Source organism: Brevibacillus sp. HD3.3A, from assembly GCF_013284375.2.
Classification (GTDB): Bacteria; Bacillota; Bacilli; order Brevibacillales; family Brevibacillaceae; genus Brevibacillus; species Brevibacillus parabrevis.
Genome location: NZ_CP085874.1, coordinates 4,205,310 through 4,221,768 on the forward strand (window position 1 = coordinate 4,205,310; position 16,459 = coordinate 4,221,768).

The 16,459-nt window shown below is 54.1% G+C and carries 18 protein-coding genes; 3 read left to right on the plus strand and 15 right to left on the minus strand.

What is annotated here, in order from left to right; genetic code table 11:
• Positions 1-58 precede the first annotated feature (58 nt).
• Entirely contained in the window at positions 59-235 is a 177-nt protein-coding gene (locus HP435_RS19555) for a hypothetical protein (RefSeq protein ID WP_167470310.1), read from the minus strand.
• Positions 236-408: 173 nt separating this feature from the next.
• Positions 409-756 carry a PspC domain-containing protein gene (locus HP435_RS19560; protein ID WP_122964780.1) on the minus strand — a complete coding sequence of 116 codons (348 nt, stop codon included), beginning with the start codon at positions 754-756 and terminating at the stop codon, positions 409-411.
• 173 nt (positions 757-929) lie between these two features.
• Between HP435_RS19560 and HP435_RS19565 the strand changes: the two genes are divergently transcribed.
• On the plus strand, positions 930-1,172 hold the full coding sequence (locus tag HP435_RS19565; protein WP_229049711.1) for a hypothetical protein: 243 nt from the start codon (positions 930-932) through the stop codon (positions 1,170-1,172).
• Positions 1,173-1,241: 69 nt separating this feature from the next.
• Here the strand turns inward: HP435_RS19565 and HP435_RS19570 are convergent, their stop codons facing one another.
• The 10 genes from HP435_RS19570 to HP435_RS19615 form a co-directional block, all read right to left on the minus strand.
• On the minus strand, positions 1,242-1,868 hold the full coding sequence (locus tag HP435_RS19570) for a flavin reductase family protein (RefSeq protein WP_122964778.1): 627 nt from the start codon (positions 1,866-1,868) through the stop codon (positions 1,242-1,244).
• 101 nt (positions 1,869-1,969) lie between these two features.
• Complete coding sequence (locus HP435_RS19575) at positions 1,970-3,127, minus strand: homogentisate 1,2-dioxygenase (RefSeq protein WP_122964777.1); 1,158 nt, start codon at positions 3,125-3,127, stop codon at positions 1,970-1,972.
• 16 nt (positions 3,128-3,143) lie between these two features.
• Positions 3,144-4,079, minus strand: a complete 936-nt coding sequence (locus HP435_RS19580; protein ID WP_173599597.1) for a fumarylacetoacetate hydrolase family protein — start codon at positions 4,077-4,079, stop codon at positions 3,144-3,146.
• Between the two features lie 278 nt (positions 4,080-4,357).
• On the minus strand, positions 4,358-5,272 hold the full coding sequence (locus tag HP435_RS19585; protein WP_122964775.1) for an RluA family pseudouridine synthase: 915 nt from the start codon (positions 5,270-5,272) through the stop codon (positions 4,358-4,360).
• Positions 5,273-5,347: 75 nt separating this feature from the next.
• Positions 5,348-5,836 (minus strand): hypothetical protein, encoded by a 489-nt coding sequence (locus HP435_RS19590; protein ID WP_122964774.1) that lies wholly within the window; start codon positions 5,834-5,836, stop codon positions 5,348-5,350.
• 158 nt (positions 5,837-5,994) lie between these two features.
• Complete coding sequence (locus tag HP435_RS19595) at positions 5,995-6,693, minus strand: MBL fold metallo-hydrolase (protein WP_173599596.1); 699 nt, start codon at positions 6,691-6,693, stop codon at positions 5,995-5,997.
• A complete protein-coding gene (locus HP435_RS19600) occupies positions 6,690-7,328 on the minus strand; it encodes a TetR/AcrR family transcriptional regulator (RefSeq protein ID WP_173599595.1) in 639 nt (212 codons plus the stop codon). The genes HP435_RS19595 and HP435_RS19600 overlap by 4 nt, the downstream gene beginning before the upstream one ends.
• 217 nt (positions 7,329-7,545) lie before the next feature.
• Positions 7,546-8,067 (minus strand): thiol peroxidase, encoded by a 522-nt coding sequence (tpx, locus tag HP435_RS19605; protein ID WP_122964771.1) that lies wholly within the window; start codon positions 8,065-8,067, stop codon positions 7,546-7,548.
• A gap of 88 nt (positions 8,068-8,155) precedes the next feature.
• Positions 8,156-8,689, minus strand: a complete 534-nt coding sequence (locus HP435_RS19610; RefSeq protein ID WP_173597798.1) for a hypothetical protein — start codon at positions 8,687-8,689, stop codon at positions 8,156-8,158.
• A 48-nt stretch (positions 8,690-8,737) separates the two neighbouring features.
• Entirely contained in the window at positions 8,738-9,166 is a 429-nt protein-coding gene (locus HP435_RS19615) for a gamma-glutamylcyclotransferase family protein (protein ID WP_122964769.1), read from the minus strand.
• A gap of 130 nt (positions 9,167-9,296) precedes the next feature.
• On the opposite strand from HP435_RS19615, the gene pyc reads away from it, so the two are divergent.
• Both pyc and fliD read left to right on the plus strand, forming a co-directional pair.
• Positions 9,297-12,743 carry a pyruvate carboxylase gene (gene pyc, locus HP435_RS19620; protein WP_173599594.1) on the plus strand — a complete coding sequence of 1,149 codons (3,447 nt, stop codon included), beginning with the start codon at positions 9,297-9,299 and terminating at the stop codon, positions 12,741-12,743.
• Between the two features lie 64 nt (positions 12,744-12,807).
• Positions 12,808-14,067, plus strand: coding sequence for a flagellar filament capping protein FliD (gene fliD / locus HP435_RS19625; RefSeq protein WP_229049712.1), 1,260 nt, complete (start codon positions 12,808-12,810; stop codon positions 14,065-14,067).
• A gap of 66 nt (positions 14,068-14,133) precedes the next feature.
• Here fliD and ytfJ read toward each other — a convergent pair whose 3' ends face one another.
• From ytfJ to HP435_RS19640, 3 genes are all read right to left on the minus strand, one after another.
• Positions 14,134-14,592: a GerW family sporulation protein gene (gene ytfJ, locus HP435_RS19630; protein ID WP_063230686.1), complete on the minus strand. Its 459-nt coding sequence runs from the start codon at positions 14,590-14,592 to the stop codon at positions 14,134-14,136.
• A 115-nt stretch (positions 14,593-14,707) separates the two neighbouring features.
• The gene (locus tag HP435_RS19635) at positions 14,708-15,373 is read right to left on the minus strand and encodes a DUF2953 domain-containing protein (RefSeq protein WP_173599592.1); all 666 of its coding nucleotides are present in this window, start codon (positions 15,371-15,373) and stop codon (positions 14,708-14,710) included.
• A gap of 65 nt (positions 15,374-15,438) precedes the next feature.
• On the minus strand, positions 15,439-16,410 hold the full coding sequence (locus HP435_RS19640; RefSeq protein WP_173599591.1) for an S-layer homology domain-containing protein: 972 nt from the start codon (positions 16,408-16,410) through the stop codon (positions 15,439-15,441).
• Positions 16,411-16,459 lie beyond the last annotated feature (49 nt).

Sequence of the window (16,459 nt, forward strand, 5' to 3'; positions counted from 1 at the left end):
TTGGGCGGTCGCCACTTTCTCTGTTTTCACAAGCCCGCATCCTTTTTTACGCGCATCCTTAATGCTGGCCGCTTGTTGCGTACTTCTCTTTGTTGGTCATTTCTTCCAAGGCTTTTACGTCTTTCTCCAGCTCTTGGATGTCTTCTTCAATCAGCTTTTTCAGGTGCTGCTTTTCCCGCAAAACTTTGCGAGTCTGCTCCAGACGCTGATTCAAATCGAACACGCCGAGATACACTGCCGTTCCCTCCCTATGTACATTCTCCACCTTACATGTTATGCACCGGGATGCCGAAGTTGACTGGATTTCCGCCAATAATTTTCCTCAGCCAGTTGCGCCCGAACAGCTTGCCTTTTCGCCAACAGAAAAAGGCTCCCCGTGCCAAGTGGACAAGGAACCCTTTTTGCTGCTTACAAGCCTCTGTATTTGCTCAGTTCTTCCCGCAAACGATGCACTTCCTGCACCAGCGCCTGCTTCTCCAGACGGTCAATTTCCGAATCGAGATCGTTCATCCGCGAATGTCCAGCCTTCGGAGTGTCGTACAAGCCAAATCCGTCACCGGCAAATGCCCAGCTCGGTTCTTTTGGCATGATCATCGCCATGAGCAGATAGATCAGGATCGGAAATCCTGTACAAACAGTCAAAATGACAACGCCTACACGTACAAGCGTCGAATCAACGCGCAAAAACTGGGCAATGCCTCCACAAACCCCAAACAGTCGCTTGTCTTGCGAAGAGCGGTATAAACGTCTTTCCATGGGAACCAATCCTTCCTCTACAATATCCGCTTGCCTTATATGTATTAAGGATACCCTAGTGCGTAGCGCGGCAAAATGGCCCATAGAGGGATTTGTCCTCAGCCCCTAGACGGATATCGGCTTTTCGCGTATGAAAACCGCGCAGAATAGTCACGCTACTAACGAGGTGAAGCATGATGCGGTTTCTTCTGTTCCTCTTCACAAGCTTGCTCCTTGGCGGCTGTACGACTGATGGGCAGGAACGCTCCTACATCCAAAGCGATCGGAATTTGTACTACCAGCAAAGCGTCGTTCCCCCGCTGGGCCAGGAGCCGAACGCCACTCCTTATGGCACGCCTGCCAATGCCGGGACTTCCTCCGATTACGACAGCTGGATCAGACCCGATGCCATTTCCCGTTATCCCGGTCTGAACTAGCGAACAAGAGAACGCCAAAAACCGTTCCAGCTGCCTGCCGGAACGGTTTTTCTCTGTCTACAAGCGCGATTACTTGGATGCAGGGTCAGGTTCGTAGACGGGACGCGGGCGGTCAAACAAATCTCCCAAAGTGGCATACGTATGCCCTGCCAGCCTGCTTACGGGTGCGAAGGCATGGGCGTCAATTCGCCCGGCGTGATACAGCTCGTCGGCTACATGTACGTGCACAACTTCCCCGATGATCAGGTCGGATGTAGTCGGACTTCCCAACTCGACGACCTGGTGCAGCTTGCATTCAAAATGAATCCGCGATGCCAAAAGTCTTGGAACCGCAACAACCGACGAAGGAGCAACGGCAAGGCCGAGTGCGTCGACCTCGCTCACTTGTGGCGGATAGTCGGCAGATGTCTGGTTGACGGCGTCCACATTGTGAACATCCACCATGTTGACGACAAACTCGCCCGTCTCCACGATGTTTTGCGCCGTATCTTTGCGGACGCTGCCCGGCTTGCGCATGACAGCGACAGACACCATCATCGGCTCGATGCTCGCCACATTGAAATAGCTGAAAGGAGCGGCATTGATCACACCGTTGCCATCCTGCGAAGTCACCCAGGCGATAGGCCGGGGAATGATGCAGCCGATCAACAGTTTGTACTTCTCCTGCCTTTGTAACTCGTCAATCCTGATTTCCATCCTGATCCCGCCTTTTTTACGCGAAAAACGTCTCGACGTTATTTATGGTAAGTGCTGCAACCACTTGCGATCAACCGTAACGCTCACGGCCGCTTTTGTGTTCACTCGGACGGCAGCCAGCTCGACATGTACGCTTCGTCCTCCACTGCCAACGCTTCTTTTGTGACGTAAAGCGGCTGGAACGTATCCAGCATGACCGCTAGCTCCATCGTTTCCTTTTTGCCGATGCTCGCCTCGATTTTGCCCGGGTGCGGCCCGTGCGGAATGCCCATCGGGTGCAGTGTGATCGAGCCTTCGTATACGCCTTTTCGGCTCATGAAGTTGCCATCCACGTAGTATAACACCTCGTCGCTCTCCACATTACTGTGGTAGTACGGAGCGGGGATCGCCTGCGGATGGTAGTCGTACATCCGCGGCACGAACGAGCAGATGACAAAATTTTGTCCGGCAAACGTCTGATGCACCGGAGGCGGCTGATGGATGCGCCCGGTAATCGGCTCAAAATCGTGAACACTCAGCGCGTACGGATACAAGTAGCCATCCCAGCCTACGACGTCAAACGGATGGAAGTCGAAAAAGTAGCTGTAGACAACGGATTGGCGTTTGACGCGCACTTCGAACTGGCCGCTCTCTACGTGTGTCACCAGCTTTTCCGGTACGCGAATGTCCCGTTCGCAAAAAGGGGAATGTTCCAACAATTGACCGTGCTCGTTGCGATAGCGCTTCGGAGGGACGATTTCGTTTTGCGATTCAATCACCAAAAAGCGGCTCTGCACACTGGGCACGATCCGATACGTCGTGCCGATCGGAATGACCAGATAATCTCCGGGACGGTAGGTAATCGTGCCGAAGATCGTTTGCAGCTCGCCCTCTCCCTCGTGCACAAACACGACTTCGTCGCCGTCTGCATTGCGGTAAAAGTAATCCATCGGCTCTGTCGGCGAACAAACGCCCATGACTACATCGCTGTTCCCCAGCAAGTAGCGGCGGCCAAAAACCGGATCGCCTCCTTGTGCCAGGTCAAACGTTTTGAAATGCTGGTGCTTCAAATCCGCCTGCTCTACAAATTCCAAGCGCACATCCGCATATTTGCGCGTCTCGCGCACTTGCGTCGGCGGGTTGTGATGGTACAAAATCGACTGGATGCCAGAGAACCCTTTCGTTCCCATTACTTGCTCGCGGTACAGCTGGCCGTCCGGTTTGTAAAAAGTCGTATGCCGTTTTTGCGGCAATTCTCCCATGCGGTGATAAAAAGCCATCCTGCTTCCCCCTCTATTATCGTGATTCGCTGATCGTATTTCTGAGCACGCCCAGGCGCTCTACTTCAAGCTCTACCACGTCGCCCGGCTTGAGCCATCCGTATTGCTCCGGCCCCAGCTCCAGAATGCAGCCAGTGCCCACTGTCCCGGAGCCGATGACATCGCCCGGATACAGCATGCAATCTTGCGAGGCCCTGGCAATCATTTCCGCAAACGTATAGTGGATGTCGAGCAAATTGCCGCGGGAATACTCCACGCCGTTCACCCGCGCCACCATCGTCAGATCGTAGCGCTCGCCTTTTGCTCCCGCTATGCGTACATCCTCCAGCTCTTCCGGCGTAACGAGCCACGGCCCCATCGAAGTAGCGAAGTCTTTGCCTTTTGCTGGCCCAAGCCCGACCTTGACCTCTTTACGCTGAATGTCGCGGGCACTCCAATCGTTGAGGATGCAAAAGCCTGCTATATGCTCGTGGGCACGCTCTGGCGGAATATCTGCCCCTGCCTTGCCAATCACGCACGCGACTTCCAGTTCGTAGTCGAGCCATTCTGTCGCTTTTGGCTGCTGGATGCTCGCGTCCGGGCCCAAAAAGGCTGCTGCATTGGAAAAGTAAAAGACCGGGAACTGATACCACTCGGGAATCATATCCAGTCCGCGCCGTGCCCGGGCTGTCTTCACATGCGCTTCAAAGGCGTAAAAATCGCGAAAGCTCGCCGGGCGCGGCAATGGCGAGCCGAGGAACACGTCCTCTGTGGCCAGATCCGTTGCTTGCACGTCTGCGCTTTGCGCAAGCGTCAGCAAACGCCCTTTCCATTCCTCCCACTGTTGCAACAATCCCAGCAGCGTATCGGGTGCGCCCGGCAGCGCCTGCGCGATGTCTGTGATTTTGCCTTCCGCAAGCAGTCCGGCGCGCCACGCTCCCCTGTCGTTTTGTCGATAGGAAACCAGTTTCATGCGCTTCCCTCCTTCCCTTTTGTTGCACAAAAAAACCCAGCTCGCCCCCGTTCGCTCAAATCGGTGCATGACAAAGGAAAGGGGTGTCCCTGTATCTTGTCAAAAGCTCCGAAACGTGCGTCAGGCGCAAGCTGGGTCTGTCTGCTACCGAAAAAAATCTTGCGGGATTTTTCCCCGCAGACAACCAGCTGTTTCCACAGCTTATTTGTTTCTTCTATCATATCGAAAACGCTTTCTGCTTTCCACAGAAATTTGCCGAATTTTTTTGCGACTTCTTTCTAGCTGCCCGCAGGCCGTTCCGGGAAAAACGTTCGCAGCAATTGCTGCATATCCGCTGGCAATGGCTCGGCAAATTCCATAGGCTCGTTGCTGCGCGGGTGAACAAAAGACAGTCTTGCCGCGTGAAGCGCCTGTCTTCCGATATGCTCCCGTCCGCCCAGGTAAAGGTCGTCGCCTGCAAGCGGATGACCGACGCTTTGCATATGTACCCGAATCTGATGCGTACGGCCTGTCTCCAGCTTCAGCTCCAGCAACGTCATGCCCTCACCGCGAGCCAGTACCCGATAATGCGTAACAGCCGATTGGCCATCTGGCCGGATTTGCCTTGTGATAAACGAATTTTCCGCAAGCCCGATTGGCGAATCAATCGTGCCTGCATCGTTCGCAACGATCCCTTCGGCAATCGCCTGATAAAAGCGCTGGAGCGTCCGCTCTTGCTGCATGCGGCTGAACTGCTCGTGCGCCCACTGGTTTTTGGCGACAATCATCAAGCCTGACGTATCTTTGTCCAGGCGGTTGACTGCGCGAAACCGCCGCGCTTCGCCCCGCTTTTTCCAATAGGCAATCACCCCGTTGGCAAGCGTACCTGACGGATGGTTGCCTGTCGGGTGCACGACCAGTCCAGCCGGCTTGGCGATGACCAGCAAATCGTCGTCCTCATAACGAATGCAGAGCGGCATTTCCTCAGGAGCTACCGTCTCTTCTGTTTCTTCTTCGACCATGACAGCCACTTCGTCTCCGGCTTGCAGCTTTTCATTCACGAACACGAGGACTCCGTTGCGCGTAATCGTTCCTTTGAATTTGGCACGGATCAGCAAGCGGCGCGACACACCGTAACGCTTTTGCAGCACATCCCGCACCGTTTGTCCTGCATCTATCTCATCCGCTGTAAAGCGTATCAATTCTTCCTGCATGTTGTCTCTCCTTTGGGATTTTCCCTGTTGTCCAGTATAGCAAAAAGTCCCGGTGAGTAGACAACCTTCGCGAGGTTAAAGCGGGCGATTTTCCCTGACCTCAATCACAAAAGCATGTCCCGCATCGCCTTGGCTCCACTGCCCGCGAACGTCAAACAAATACCAGCCCGGCTGCTCGGGAGCCTTCCATTGATTCCCGTTTTCCAAAAGCTGTTCGATCCGCTTCGAGCCGATCCATTGCGCGACCGTAAGAGACTCCGTCGTGGGCGGGGGCGAATATGTAACGGTTAGCATGGCGCCGGGATTCACTTGCAACGGCTTGGGCTTTTGTTCCCCAATCACTTCCGGCGGAGCGGCCATGTCCATGCAGACACCCTCGTTTTCGTAGTTCCAGCAGTATGAGGTCGGAACCGTCACGGCTGTTTTGCCTTTCCACGCGATGACAGGCGCTGGCGGTTGGGCCAGCTCTTGAAAAGACGACTGATTGAGCATGCCAAGCTGACAGCCTGTCAGCAGCAAGACAGCTGCCATGTACAGCGGGGCTATCTTTTCTACCTTTTTCATCCAATCACCTCTATTATGAGACGCGAAAAAGAGCGGTTCGTTTCAACCGCTCCTGGCAATTTGTGCTATCGCTTTATCGAACACGTACAGTGGAAGGAAACCAACTATCGCAGCGTCTTGATGAGCAAACAGCTGACGCCCTCATAAAGCCCGGCTTCCTACTGCCACACACTCGTCGGGATGGAAAAGGCACGGGACATTTCCGCCAGGTACGCATCGAGCTGCTCGGCGGGATTGTGTACCGCCTGGCCGTGACATACTTCCAGCCGAAGCGGGTTCAACTCTCGCACGATTCGGCTGCTTTTCACCGCTTCTGTCATGTCGGCCGTGAACATCGGCATCGGGCGGTGCAGTTTTCCCCGCTTGGAGGTAAACAGATCACCTGCCAGCAGGACGCGATCTTGCTCGTGGTAGTAGACGACGTGACCAGGCGAATGCCCTGGCGTGAGGTACGGCTTGAGTCCAGCGATCGCAGCCAGTCCTCCGTCCTCTGTTTCCGCGAGCGGCTTCGCCAGGCCCGGCTGAACGTTCTTTTCCAGCTTTTTGCGGCGCGGATACAGCTCTCTGCCTTCCATGTACGGAATCTCGATCCGATGGGCATACACCGGAACGGGCATCGTTTCCACCAGCCGCTTGACGGCTCCTACGTGATCGGAATGGCCGTGCGTCAACAAAATTTGCTTCAATGGCCCTGCTCCCTGTTTTTGCAGAAACGCCGCAATGCCTTTTGCCATGAACGGCATCCCCGCATCAACCAGCGTCACGCCGTCCTCTTCTACCACCGCCCAGACACGAACCGGAATCAGCATCCAGGTGCGGATGCACCAGATGTGCTTGGAGATTTGCTCGATCTTCATTTTTCACCACTCCTTGTCATCGTTTGTTTGCTGCCCGCGAGGATGACGTCCACAGCCAGATCGAACGTCGGCGCCAATCTGCCTAGCAACTCTTCCAGCGATTCCTCCGAATGGGTATACGTCCCGACGATGCCGTGCAACGTATAAAAATAAATCCGTGCATACGCCAAAGCTTCCTCTTCCCCGACCTCAGGCGGCAAGCAGAGCAACACGGCTTTTCTCAACAGCCCGAACAAGTGCGTGCGCAGCGCCTGAAGCTCTTGTTCCGGCTCTTCTTCGTCTATGCGCGATGCTTTGATCATGAAAAACAGCGTGTACATGTTGCGATTCCCCAGGCAAAAGCGGATGAACTGGCGACTGATTTCACGCAGTTTTTCCTCGGATGACCGCTTTTCATCCGCAAGCGCAGCTTCCATTGCCTGTGCCAACGTTTGCAGCGGCCCTTTGGAAAGCTGATGCAGAAGCGCTTCCTTGTCTTTGAAATAAATGTAGAGCGTCGTATGTGAACAGCCTGCCGCCTTGGCGATTTCCCGAATCGAGACGGCCTCGAAGCCCCGCTCCGCGAAAAGTTGTGTCGCGGCCGCGAGAATCGCCCGCTTCGTTTCCTCTGATCGCACTTCCTGTCTGCTTGCCATGCAAGACTCCACTCCTGACTTCCACCGAACAAAATAACCAATGGTTAGTAACCATTGGTTATAATATAACCATTGGTTACTAAAATCGTCAACACATTTTTGCAGCTCCCCAAAAAACAGGCGCCGCCTGGACAAAACAATCCAAAACAAAAACCCCCTCCTCGTCTCCATAGACGAAAAGGGGGTCTGACTCTCAGCAGATTGCTTGCGAAAAAGCTTACTTCGCAGCTTTTGCAGCAGCGATTGCCGCTTCGTAGTTTGGATGCTCACCAGCAGCAGCCACATACTCCGCATGAACCACTTTGTCATTTGCATCGATTACGAATACAGCGCGGGACAGCAGACGAAATTCCTTGATCGCTACGCCGTAAGCTGTACCGAAGGACAGGTCTTTGTGGTCGGATACAGTTTTCACTTTGTCGATGCCAGCAGCACCGCACCAGCGGTTTTGCGCGAATGGCAGGTCAACGGAAACAGTCAGAACTGTTACGCCTTCCAGACCGGCAGCCTCTTCGTTGAAACGACGAGTTTGCGCGTCGCAAACACCTGTGTCGATGGATGGGATTACGGAGATGATGCGAACGGTTCCTTTGGAATCGTCCAGAGTTACAGGGGACAGGTCGCCGCCTACTACAGTGAAGTTAGGAGCAGTATCTCCCACTTTGATTTCCGGACCGAGCAGGGTAACAGGACCCCCTTTGAAAACAAATGCGCCTTGACGCTCAACAGCAGTTGTCATGATTTCTTCCTCCTCACCAATACTTTCATATGTACCTCATTTATCATACCCTATCATTCACTTTTTTTCACTATGCCAATAGTAGAAATTACAGATTCACTTGCACTTTCCCGGAAGCTTTGGCATCCACCTTGACGATGCGTTTCACTTCGTGCTCATACTCCCAATCTGTTTTCGCGTTCAGCTCGTGGCAACGCATCAGCGCATGGTAAAGCGCGAAGCCAAAATCGACATGCTTCATCTCGTAGCGCGTAGCGTGTGCCTTTGGCAATGCCGTATTGAAAATCTCGATCTGATACGTAGCCTTTTCCCGCTTCTCCCTGACCGGGACGATGTAGCCCATCTGCTTCAGGACAAATCCGTAGTCAAACTCGCCCTCGTCGTCAAAGTCAATCGTATCGTCGGACGTCGCCAGACATTCCAGCAGCGTGCCCATATCCAGCATGTCAAAGCAGGCCGGCTTGGGCAGCGCCAATACCGAGCCATCCTGATTCACGAAGTAAATATGGTCGCGATAGTGAAAGATCAGCTCATCCTCGGGAACTTCCTCGGTGAACATCCAAAAGCTTTGCGGAATAAGCAAGCGCCAGATTTGCGCAGGTTTCGCGTTCATCAATTCCATGGCAGGGTCCCTCCTTTTCCCTACCAGTTTTGGCAAAACGCGCCTCTGCTATTCAGCCCGCTCCATGAAGGCGCGCCAGTCTCCGTGCTCCACTCTGGTCCCGACCCGCTTCACATAGGCTTCATCCAAATAGCGGTAAACGTACACCTCTACCTCTTGCCCAGTCTCTCGGACACAGGCTGTTACGGGAATCCGCTCGTACTCGTTTCGCGAGTCTCCCTCGCCGTAGTAGGTTTCCAGCTCGTCGAGACCAGCCAGCGCCTTTTCGTACACCTCAGGGGCAAAATCGACGATCTCGCCTGCCACTTCTCCCGCGTCTGTCATGAGCAAGCCGGGGTAGCCTTCTGGCAAATGATAGATTTCCCCCTTGATCGTCGCCCTTGTTTTGGTATGCGAAAACGGTTTGATATAACCGCTGTCATTATGAAAGCCGGACAATAATGTGCCATAGACGAAAACAGGCAGTTGCTTTGGCAAAACGATTCACTCCAGTCAGTTGGCTTATGTTGTAAAAGAAAAAAGGGTGTCTTGTATCACGAAAATTTTGTATATTTATGCTATATATAATTTTTTCATGTCTCTCAAAGAGACAAAGGGGGAGAGAAATTTGGAAAAGAGAAAGATTAATCGGCTGCTGGTAGCAAACCGCGGAGAAATTGCGATTCGCATTTTCCGTGCGGCTACCGAGCTGGGCATCCGTACTGTAGCGATTTACTCTGAGCAAGACAACGTCTCGATTCATCGTTTCAAAGCGGACGAGTCCTATTTGGTCGGTGCCGGAAAAGGCCCGATCGAAGCTTACCTGGACATCGACAGCATCATCGAGATCGCCAAGCGCAACGATATCGATGCGATCCACCCCGGTTATGGATTCCTCGCCGAAAACGCCGATTTCGCCAAACGCTGCCAGGAGGAAGGAATTATTTTCATCGGTCCTTCTTCCGAGTTGATCGAGAAATTCGGCGACAAGGTCGAAGCGAGAAAGCTTGCCATCGAAGCACAAATCCCGGTCATTCCAGGCACGCCGGAGCCGATTGAGACTTTGCAGGAGGCCCTGCTGTTCGCCAAGGAATACGGCTATCCGATCATCATCAAAGGCGTCTCCGGCGGTGGCGGTCGCGGGATGCGCATCGTCCGCAGCCAGGACGAGCTGCAAGACTCGCTTGATCGCGCCCGTTCAGAAGCGCGTTCCTCCTTCGGCAACGCCAAAGTATACCTGGAGCGCTATCTGGAGCAGCCAAAGCATATCGAAGTGCAAATTCTCGGCGACAACCACGGAAACATCGTGCACTTGTTCGAACGCGATTGCTCGGTGCAACGACGCCATCAAAAAGTGGTCGAAGTGGCGCCAAGCCTTTCTCTCGACGATAGCCTGCGCGAAGAAATTTGCCAGGCAGCTCTCACCCTGATGAAAAAAGCTGGCTATTCCAACGCAGGGACGGTCGAGTTTTTGCTCACGCCGGACAAGCGCTTTTATTTTATTGAAGTCAATCCGCGGATTCAAGTGGAACATACGATCACCGAGCTGATTACCGGCATCGATATCGTGCAGTCGCAAATTCGCGTCGCGGAAGGACACGCCCTCTCCGATCCGGAAATCGGGATCGCCTCGCAGTCCCAGATTCAAATGAGCGGCTATGCGATCCAGTGTCGCGTAACGACAGAAGATGCAGAAAACAACTTCCTGCCAGACGCGGGCCGTCTGTCAGCCTGGCGTTCCGGCGGCGGCTTCGGCGTCCGGCTCGACGGCGGAAACGGCTACCCTGGCGCGATTATTACACCGTTCTACGACTCCTTGCTGGTGAAAATCTCCACGTACGGAACCAGCTTTGATCAAGCTGCGCGCAAAATGCTGCGTACGCTGCGGGAGTTCCGCATCCGCGGTGTGAAAACCAACTTGCCTTTCCTGGAGAATGTCGTCACACACGCTGATTTCCTCAGCGGCAACTACGACACCTCCTTCATTGATACAAAACCGGAACTGTTCGTGTTCCCCGGCCGTCAGGACAGGGGTTCCAAATTACTATCGTACATCGGCAATACGATTGTCAACGGCTATCCGGGCATGGCAAAGCCGGACAAAAAGCCGCACTTTGACTCGCCGCGCATTCCGCGCACACCGTTTACCCAACCGTACCCGGATGGAACGAAGCAAATTTTGGACAAAGACGGAGCGGATGGCCTGGTTCGCTGGATTCAGGAGCAAAAGCAGGTGCTCGTAACCGATACGACATTCCGCGATGCCCACCAGTCGCTGTTTGCCACGCGCGTGCGCACGTACGACCTCGCGTCGATTGCCGAAGCGACGGGCAAGCTTGGCTCGGGACTGTTCTCTTTGGAAATGTGGGGCGGCGCTACGTTTGACACCTCCATGCGCTTTTTGCAGGAATCGCCTTGGGAGCGGCTGCAGATTTTGCGCCAGCGCATCCCGAATGTGCTGTTCCAGATGCTTTTGCGCGGGGCAAACGGGGTTGGCTACACGAACTACCCGGACAACGTCATCCATGCGTTCGTCAAGGCTTCGGCGGAAAACGGCATTGATGTCTTCCGCATCTTCGACAGCCTGAACTGGCTGCCAGGCATGCAGACGGCCATCGACGCCGTGCGCGAAACAGGCAAAGTGGCGGAAGCGGCGATTTGCTACACAGGCGACATCCTCGACCCGAGCAAAACGAAATACACGCTGTCTTACTACGTCAACCTGGCGAAAGAACTGGAAAAAGCAGGCGCGCACATTTTGGCGATCAAGGATATGGCCGGATTGCTGAAGCCTTACGCCGCTTACGAACTGGTTCGCGCCTTGAAACAGGAAATCGGCATTCCGATTCACCTGCACACGCACGATACGTCTGGCAACGGTGCGGCCATGCTGCTCAAAGCCGTCGAAGCAGGAGTCGATATCGTCGACGCGTGCGTCAGCTCCATGTCGGGCTTGACCTCGCAGCCAAGCCTCAACGGATTGATCGCGAGCCTCGCCCATACCGAACGCGAGACGGGTTTGTCGCTTGATTCGTTCAACAAGCTGTCCGATTACTGGGAAGATGTCAGACCGTACTACCAAGGCTTTGAAAGCGGCATGAAAGCGAGCAATACCGAAGTATACGTGCATGAAATGCCAGGCGGTCAGTACACCAATCTGGAGCAGCAGGCAAAAGCTGTCGGCTTGGAAGGCCGTTGGGACGAAGTCAAGCATATGTACGCCGTCGTCAACCAAATGTGCGGGGATATCGTCAAAGTCACACCGTCCTCGAAAGTCGTCGGCGATCTGGCCTTGTTCATGGTGCAAAACAACCTGAACGAAGAAAATATTTGGGAGAAAGGCGAACGCCTCGACTTCCCTGATTCCGTCATTCAGTTTTTCCAAGGCTATCTGGGTCAACCGCCAGGCGGCTTCCCGAAAAAGCTGCAAGAACTCGTGCTGAAAGGCCGCGATGCCTTTACAGCTCGTCCTGGAGAGTTGCTTGCGCCGATCGACTTCGCCCAGGTGACATCGGAGCTGGCTGAAAAAATCGGCCGCGAGCCGAGCGAGCTGGATGTGCTCTCGTACATCATGTACCCGCAGGTTTACTTGCAATTTGACCAGCGCCTGAAAGAATACGGCGACCTGTCCGTCCTGAACACATCGACGTTCTTCTACGGCCTGCGTCCTGGCGAGGAAACCGCGATTACGATTGAGCGCGGAAAAACATTGATCATCAAGCTGGTCGCTGTCGGCGAGCTTCATCCGGATGGACGCCGCATCATCTACTTCGAGCTGAACGGTCAGCCGCGGGAAATTTTCGTTCGCGACCAGTCGGCAAAAGTCTCGGAGACGATTCGCCGAAAAGCAGACCCGCAAAATTCCGCTCACCTCGGTGCTTCCATGCCGGGCAAGGTATTGAAGGTACTCGTGGCAGAGGGCGACAAAGTGCGCAAAGGCGAACACCTTCTCGTCAGCGAAGCGATGAAAATGGAGACGACGATCCAGGCACCGCAAGACGGCAAAGTCAAAGCCGTTTACGTAAAAGCGGGCGAAGCGATCGAAACTGGCGATCTGCTCATTGAAATGGAGTAGTCATCGTCTATAATGAAAGGTAACAGACGATGGTTTCCATCGAAATCCAATTGTTCGTGGTGAGGTGATCGACTTGAAATTGGACCGAGTCAGCCAAATTCCTTACAGCTCCCGAGTCGGCCGCTATCATTTTCAAATGGTACAGGCGAAGCTCAGCTCTCCTGTCGAGCCGATTTTCGGATATAGTCTGCAGCCTTACTATACCCGGCAGCAACAGTGGATGACTGATCTCTCCGATTCCTTGTCCCGCCTGTACCGCTTTTTTGCTGACCTGGATCAAGCTGCCCAAGAGTTTGACCCCGCGCGACCGGAAAGTGCCATCAACCAACGGACTGTCGTCTCCTCTCAACCGGAGGCGGCAGCCGTCAAACCCGGTCCGCGAGCAACGAACGGCACGCACCGTCTGTCCATCGGCTCCCTGGCGAGCGGACAGACCAACACAGGCACAGCATTGCCGGGTGATTTCCCGACACTTGTAACCGAAGGCCCGCAGCAGTTTAGCCTGCACTTCGGCGAGCAAGAGGAGTTGTTTGCCTATTATTCGCATGGCAACGACACGCACGCGGACAGCCTGCGTTCGGTTGCCGAAGCACTGCGCAACAGCTCGCTTCCCGTAGATGTCCGCCAGAAATCCGAAGGGCAGTATGTGGCGCTGAGCGTTTCTTCGCGCAAAACAGGAGCCGGCGAGTCTTTTGCCTTGCAGGATGTGAGCGGAAATACGATCCGTGTGCTCGGCCTTGACCGCGCGACGACAAGCGCCGCTGACGCTGTGTTTGTGTGGAATGGAAGGCGGGATTCAAGCCCTTCCAACCACGTTTGGCTCACGAACGATGCCGTACAAGTCTCCATGCTTCAAACAACAGCTACAGACATTGTCGTCGAGATTGCGCCTGACTACGATCGGCTTTTGCAAAAGACGCACGCGTTCGTCAACCGCTACAACCAGTTGCACGACTTTTTGACAGAGCAGGCATCTGCCTTGTCATCGCAAAAGCTTGATCCGTTCGCACATATAACCCGAGCGTCCAGAGGAACACTCGACCGTTACGGGCTTGGCTTTCGCAAAGATGGATTGTTGTCCTTCGATGAGCAAGTTTGGCGTGAAGCCACTTCTGCGCATGTTTCCGGCTTTGTCGACGAAATGACTCGCCTCTCCCTCGCGATTCGCGAAGAGGTCGTCAAGGTGCAGAGCAAGCCGTTTGGCTCGTTCTCCCAAGCCTACGCAGCCGCAACCTCGGCCAATCCGTACTACAACACTTCCGCTTCGGGAATGAACTACCGCTACGTGGCGCAAACAGGCTTGTTCCTCAACCAATTGTGGTAGAGAAGTGTGCTGATGAAAGCAAAAAACAGGTATGCCCCGCAATAGGCGCATACCTGTTTTCATTTTTTAACCCCGGTCCATCAACTCTTCCAAGTCGTGATCGTCTACCCTCTTCCTTCCCGGATGGGACTGAACAGGCATCTCGTCGTGCTTTTTAAAAAGCGACTGCATCTTGTCCACAAACTGCGGAACGGAGTCGAGAATCCGGTCGTACAGATGCGTCGTATTTTCCAGCGGTATGGAGCGTATTCCTTGTTTTCCGACGACCAAAAAGGCCACGGGTGTAATCGAGACACCGCCCCCGCTACCGCCGCCAAACGGATGTCCATCGATTCCCTGGTGATGCTGGTCGTAGTGAAATTCGCTACCTCCAGCAGCAAAGCCGAATCCCACTTTGGAGATAGGGAGAATCACACTGCCGTCCGGCGTCTCGACAGGATCGCCAATAATCGTGTTCACGTCCACCATTTGCTTGAGATTTTCCATCGCTGTTCTCATGAGGCCCTGAATCGGGTGGTCTGCCATAGTAAGCTGCTCCTCCTTCCTGCATGTCTCATCTATTAACATTCCCCCAACAATTTCAGAGCATGTACAGGAACGCGGCTACATGACGGAAAGCGTCACGTTTTTTTGTGCTGGTTCATGCTTGCGATGGGCTTGTATGCCATTTGCGCTGGCCCGTTTTCCTGATCCGCCAGGCAATTTTCAGCAGCGAAAACAGAAAGTGCCCCAAGTAAAAGCGAAAGACACAGCGAAACGTTGTCTGGATCACCGCATCATTCCACACGGGCTGGACGCTCATCGCAGGCATCGTCCGCAGCGAGATCGAGTGTGACAGCACCCCGACAATCAAGCTTTTCACGCCCCAGATCACTCCGGTGATGGCTCCTGTTTCCGCAGCCTGCCCTGTGCCGAGCAACGTATGCCATTCCAGCTTGGTGCAGTGAATCTGCTTGCACAAGTCGCGAAAAAGCGGCAGCAAATCCCGTACGCGATCGACCAGCTCCCGATAGTTGTGATACCATCTTTTTACTTGGCGGCGGGTAAAGTCTTTGATTTTTTCCTGCACCTTGCTTCCTTGCTCGATCGTCTCCACCTTTGCCACCAGCTCCGGGCCTGCCGGGGACACTTTGAACAGCAAAATCGGCAACTCGTATTTTCGGGAAAAAAGGCCATGCCACGCCTCAAGCTCCACTTCCAGTTGATCGTCTTCCTCTTTTCGATGATAATAGCAACTGATTTTTACTGGGGTAATCACAAGCAGCAGCAATAAGACAAGCAATCCGAGAAATACCCAGGCCCACAAAAAAATCCCACCCTTTCCACGTTAGTATGAGTGGAAAGAGCAGGAAATATGTCCTTAACGATACGTTAATCCAGCACGTATACTTTGACGCCCTGCTTCATGCCGTAGTTTTCGGCTTCCTGCAAGGTCGGCAAATACAAGTCGACGTGACGCTGCTTAACGGCACCGCCAATGTCTGCGGCAACTGCGTAGCCGTAACCATCGATGTACAGATGGCTGCCGAGCGGAATGACAGCCGGATCGACAGCGACGACGCCTTCACGGAGCGGATACTCCAAATACGACAGGATCGGCTGGTTCGGGTTGCTGTAGGCGGTCGTCTGGACGGTCAGCGCCTGCTTATAGGCCGTCCCGTTGAACAGCTGCTGCCCGCTTTTGGAAGCTTGGCCGCTGACGAGGTGCACGGCCGCATACGTGGCTGCCTCCGCTCTCGTCATCCGGTTTTTCGGCTTCAGCGTGCCGTCGCCATAGGCGCTCATCAAGCCTTTTTCCAAGGCGTACACGAGCGGACGCTGGTAACCTTCATCCACGCTGCGCCCATCCGGGTATTTGGCCAACGTCTGAACCGTCGTCGACCATTTGAGCTGATTGACGACACCGCTATCGCCCATCGTTCGAATCAAAATCGAAGCAAGCTCCTCTCTCGTAACAAGCTCCTCCGGTTTCAAAAATACTTGGCTTCCTTGTTTGGTGCCATGGACGATTCCAAGGCGATAGGCAGTTTCCGCATATGGTGCCATCCAACTGTCTGACGAAATGTCAGCAAATGGTGACTGGCTCGCTGTGCCTGGCTCTATCCCTTTTGCCTTGACAAACATCGTTACCAGTTCCCCGCGCGTAATCGGATCATCTGGCCGAAACGACTCGGTATCGCCAATGACTCCCGCTATGTATAATGTTTCAATTTCCTTTTTGGCCCAATGCTCTGCAATGTCTGTGTACGGTGTACTGCTCGTCTCGTTTGTCTTTGCCTCTGCAACCGGCGCACCAATGACCAGCAAGGCTGCCAGCGAGGCCAGGATCATCTGTTTCCTCATCATCATCCTCCAGAAAAAAGATTCGAAGCCGTTTCGTTTCATTTTATCG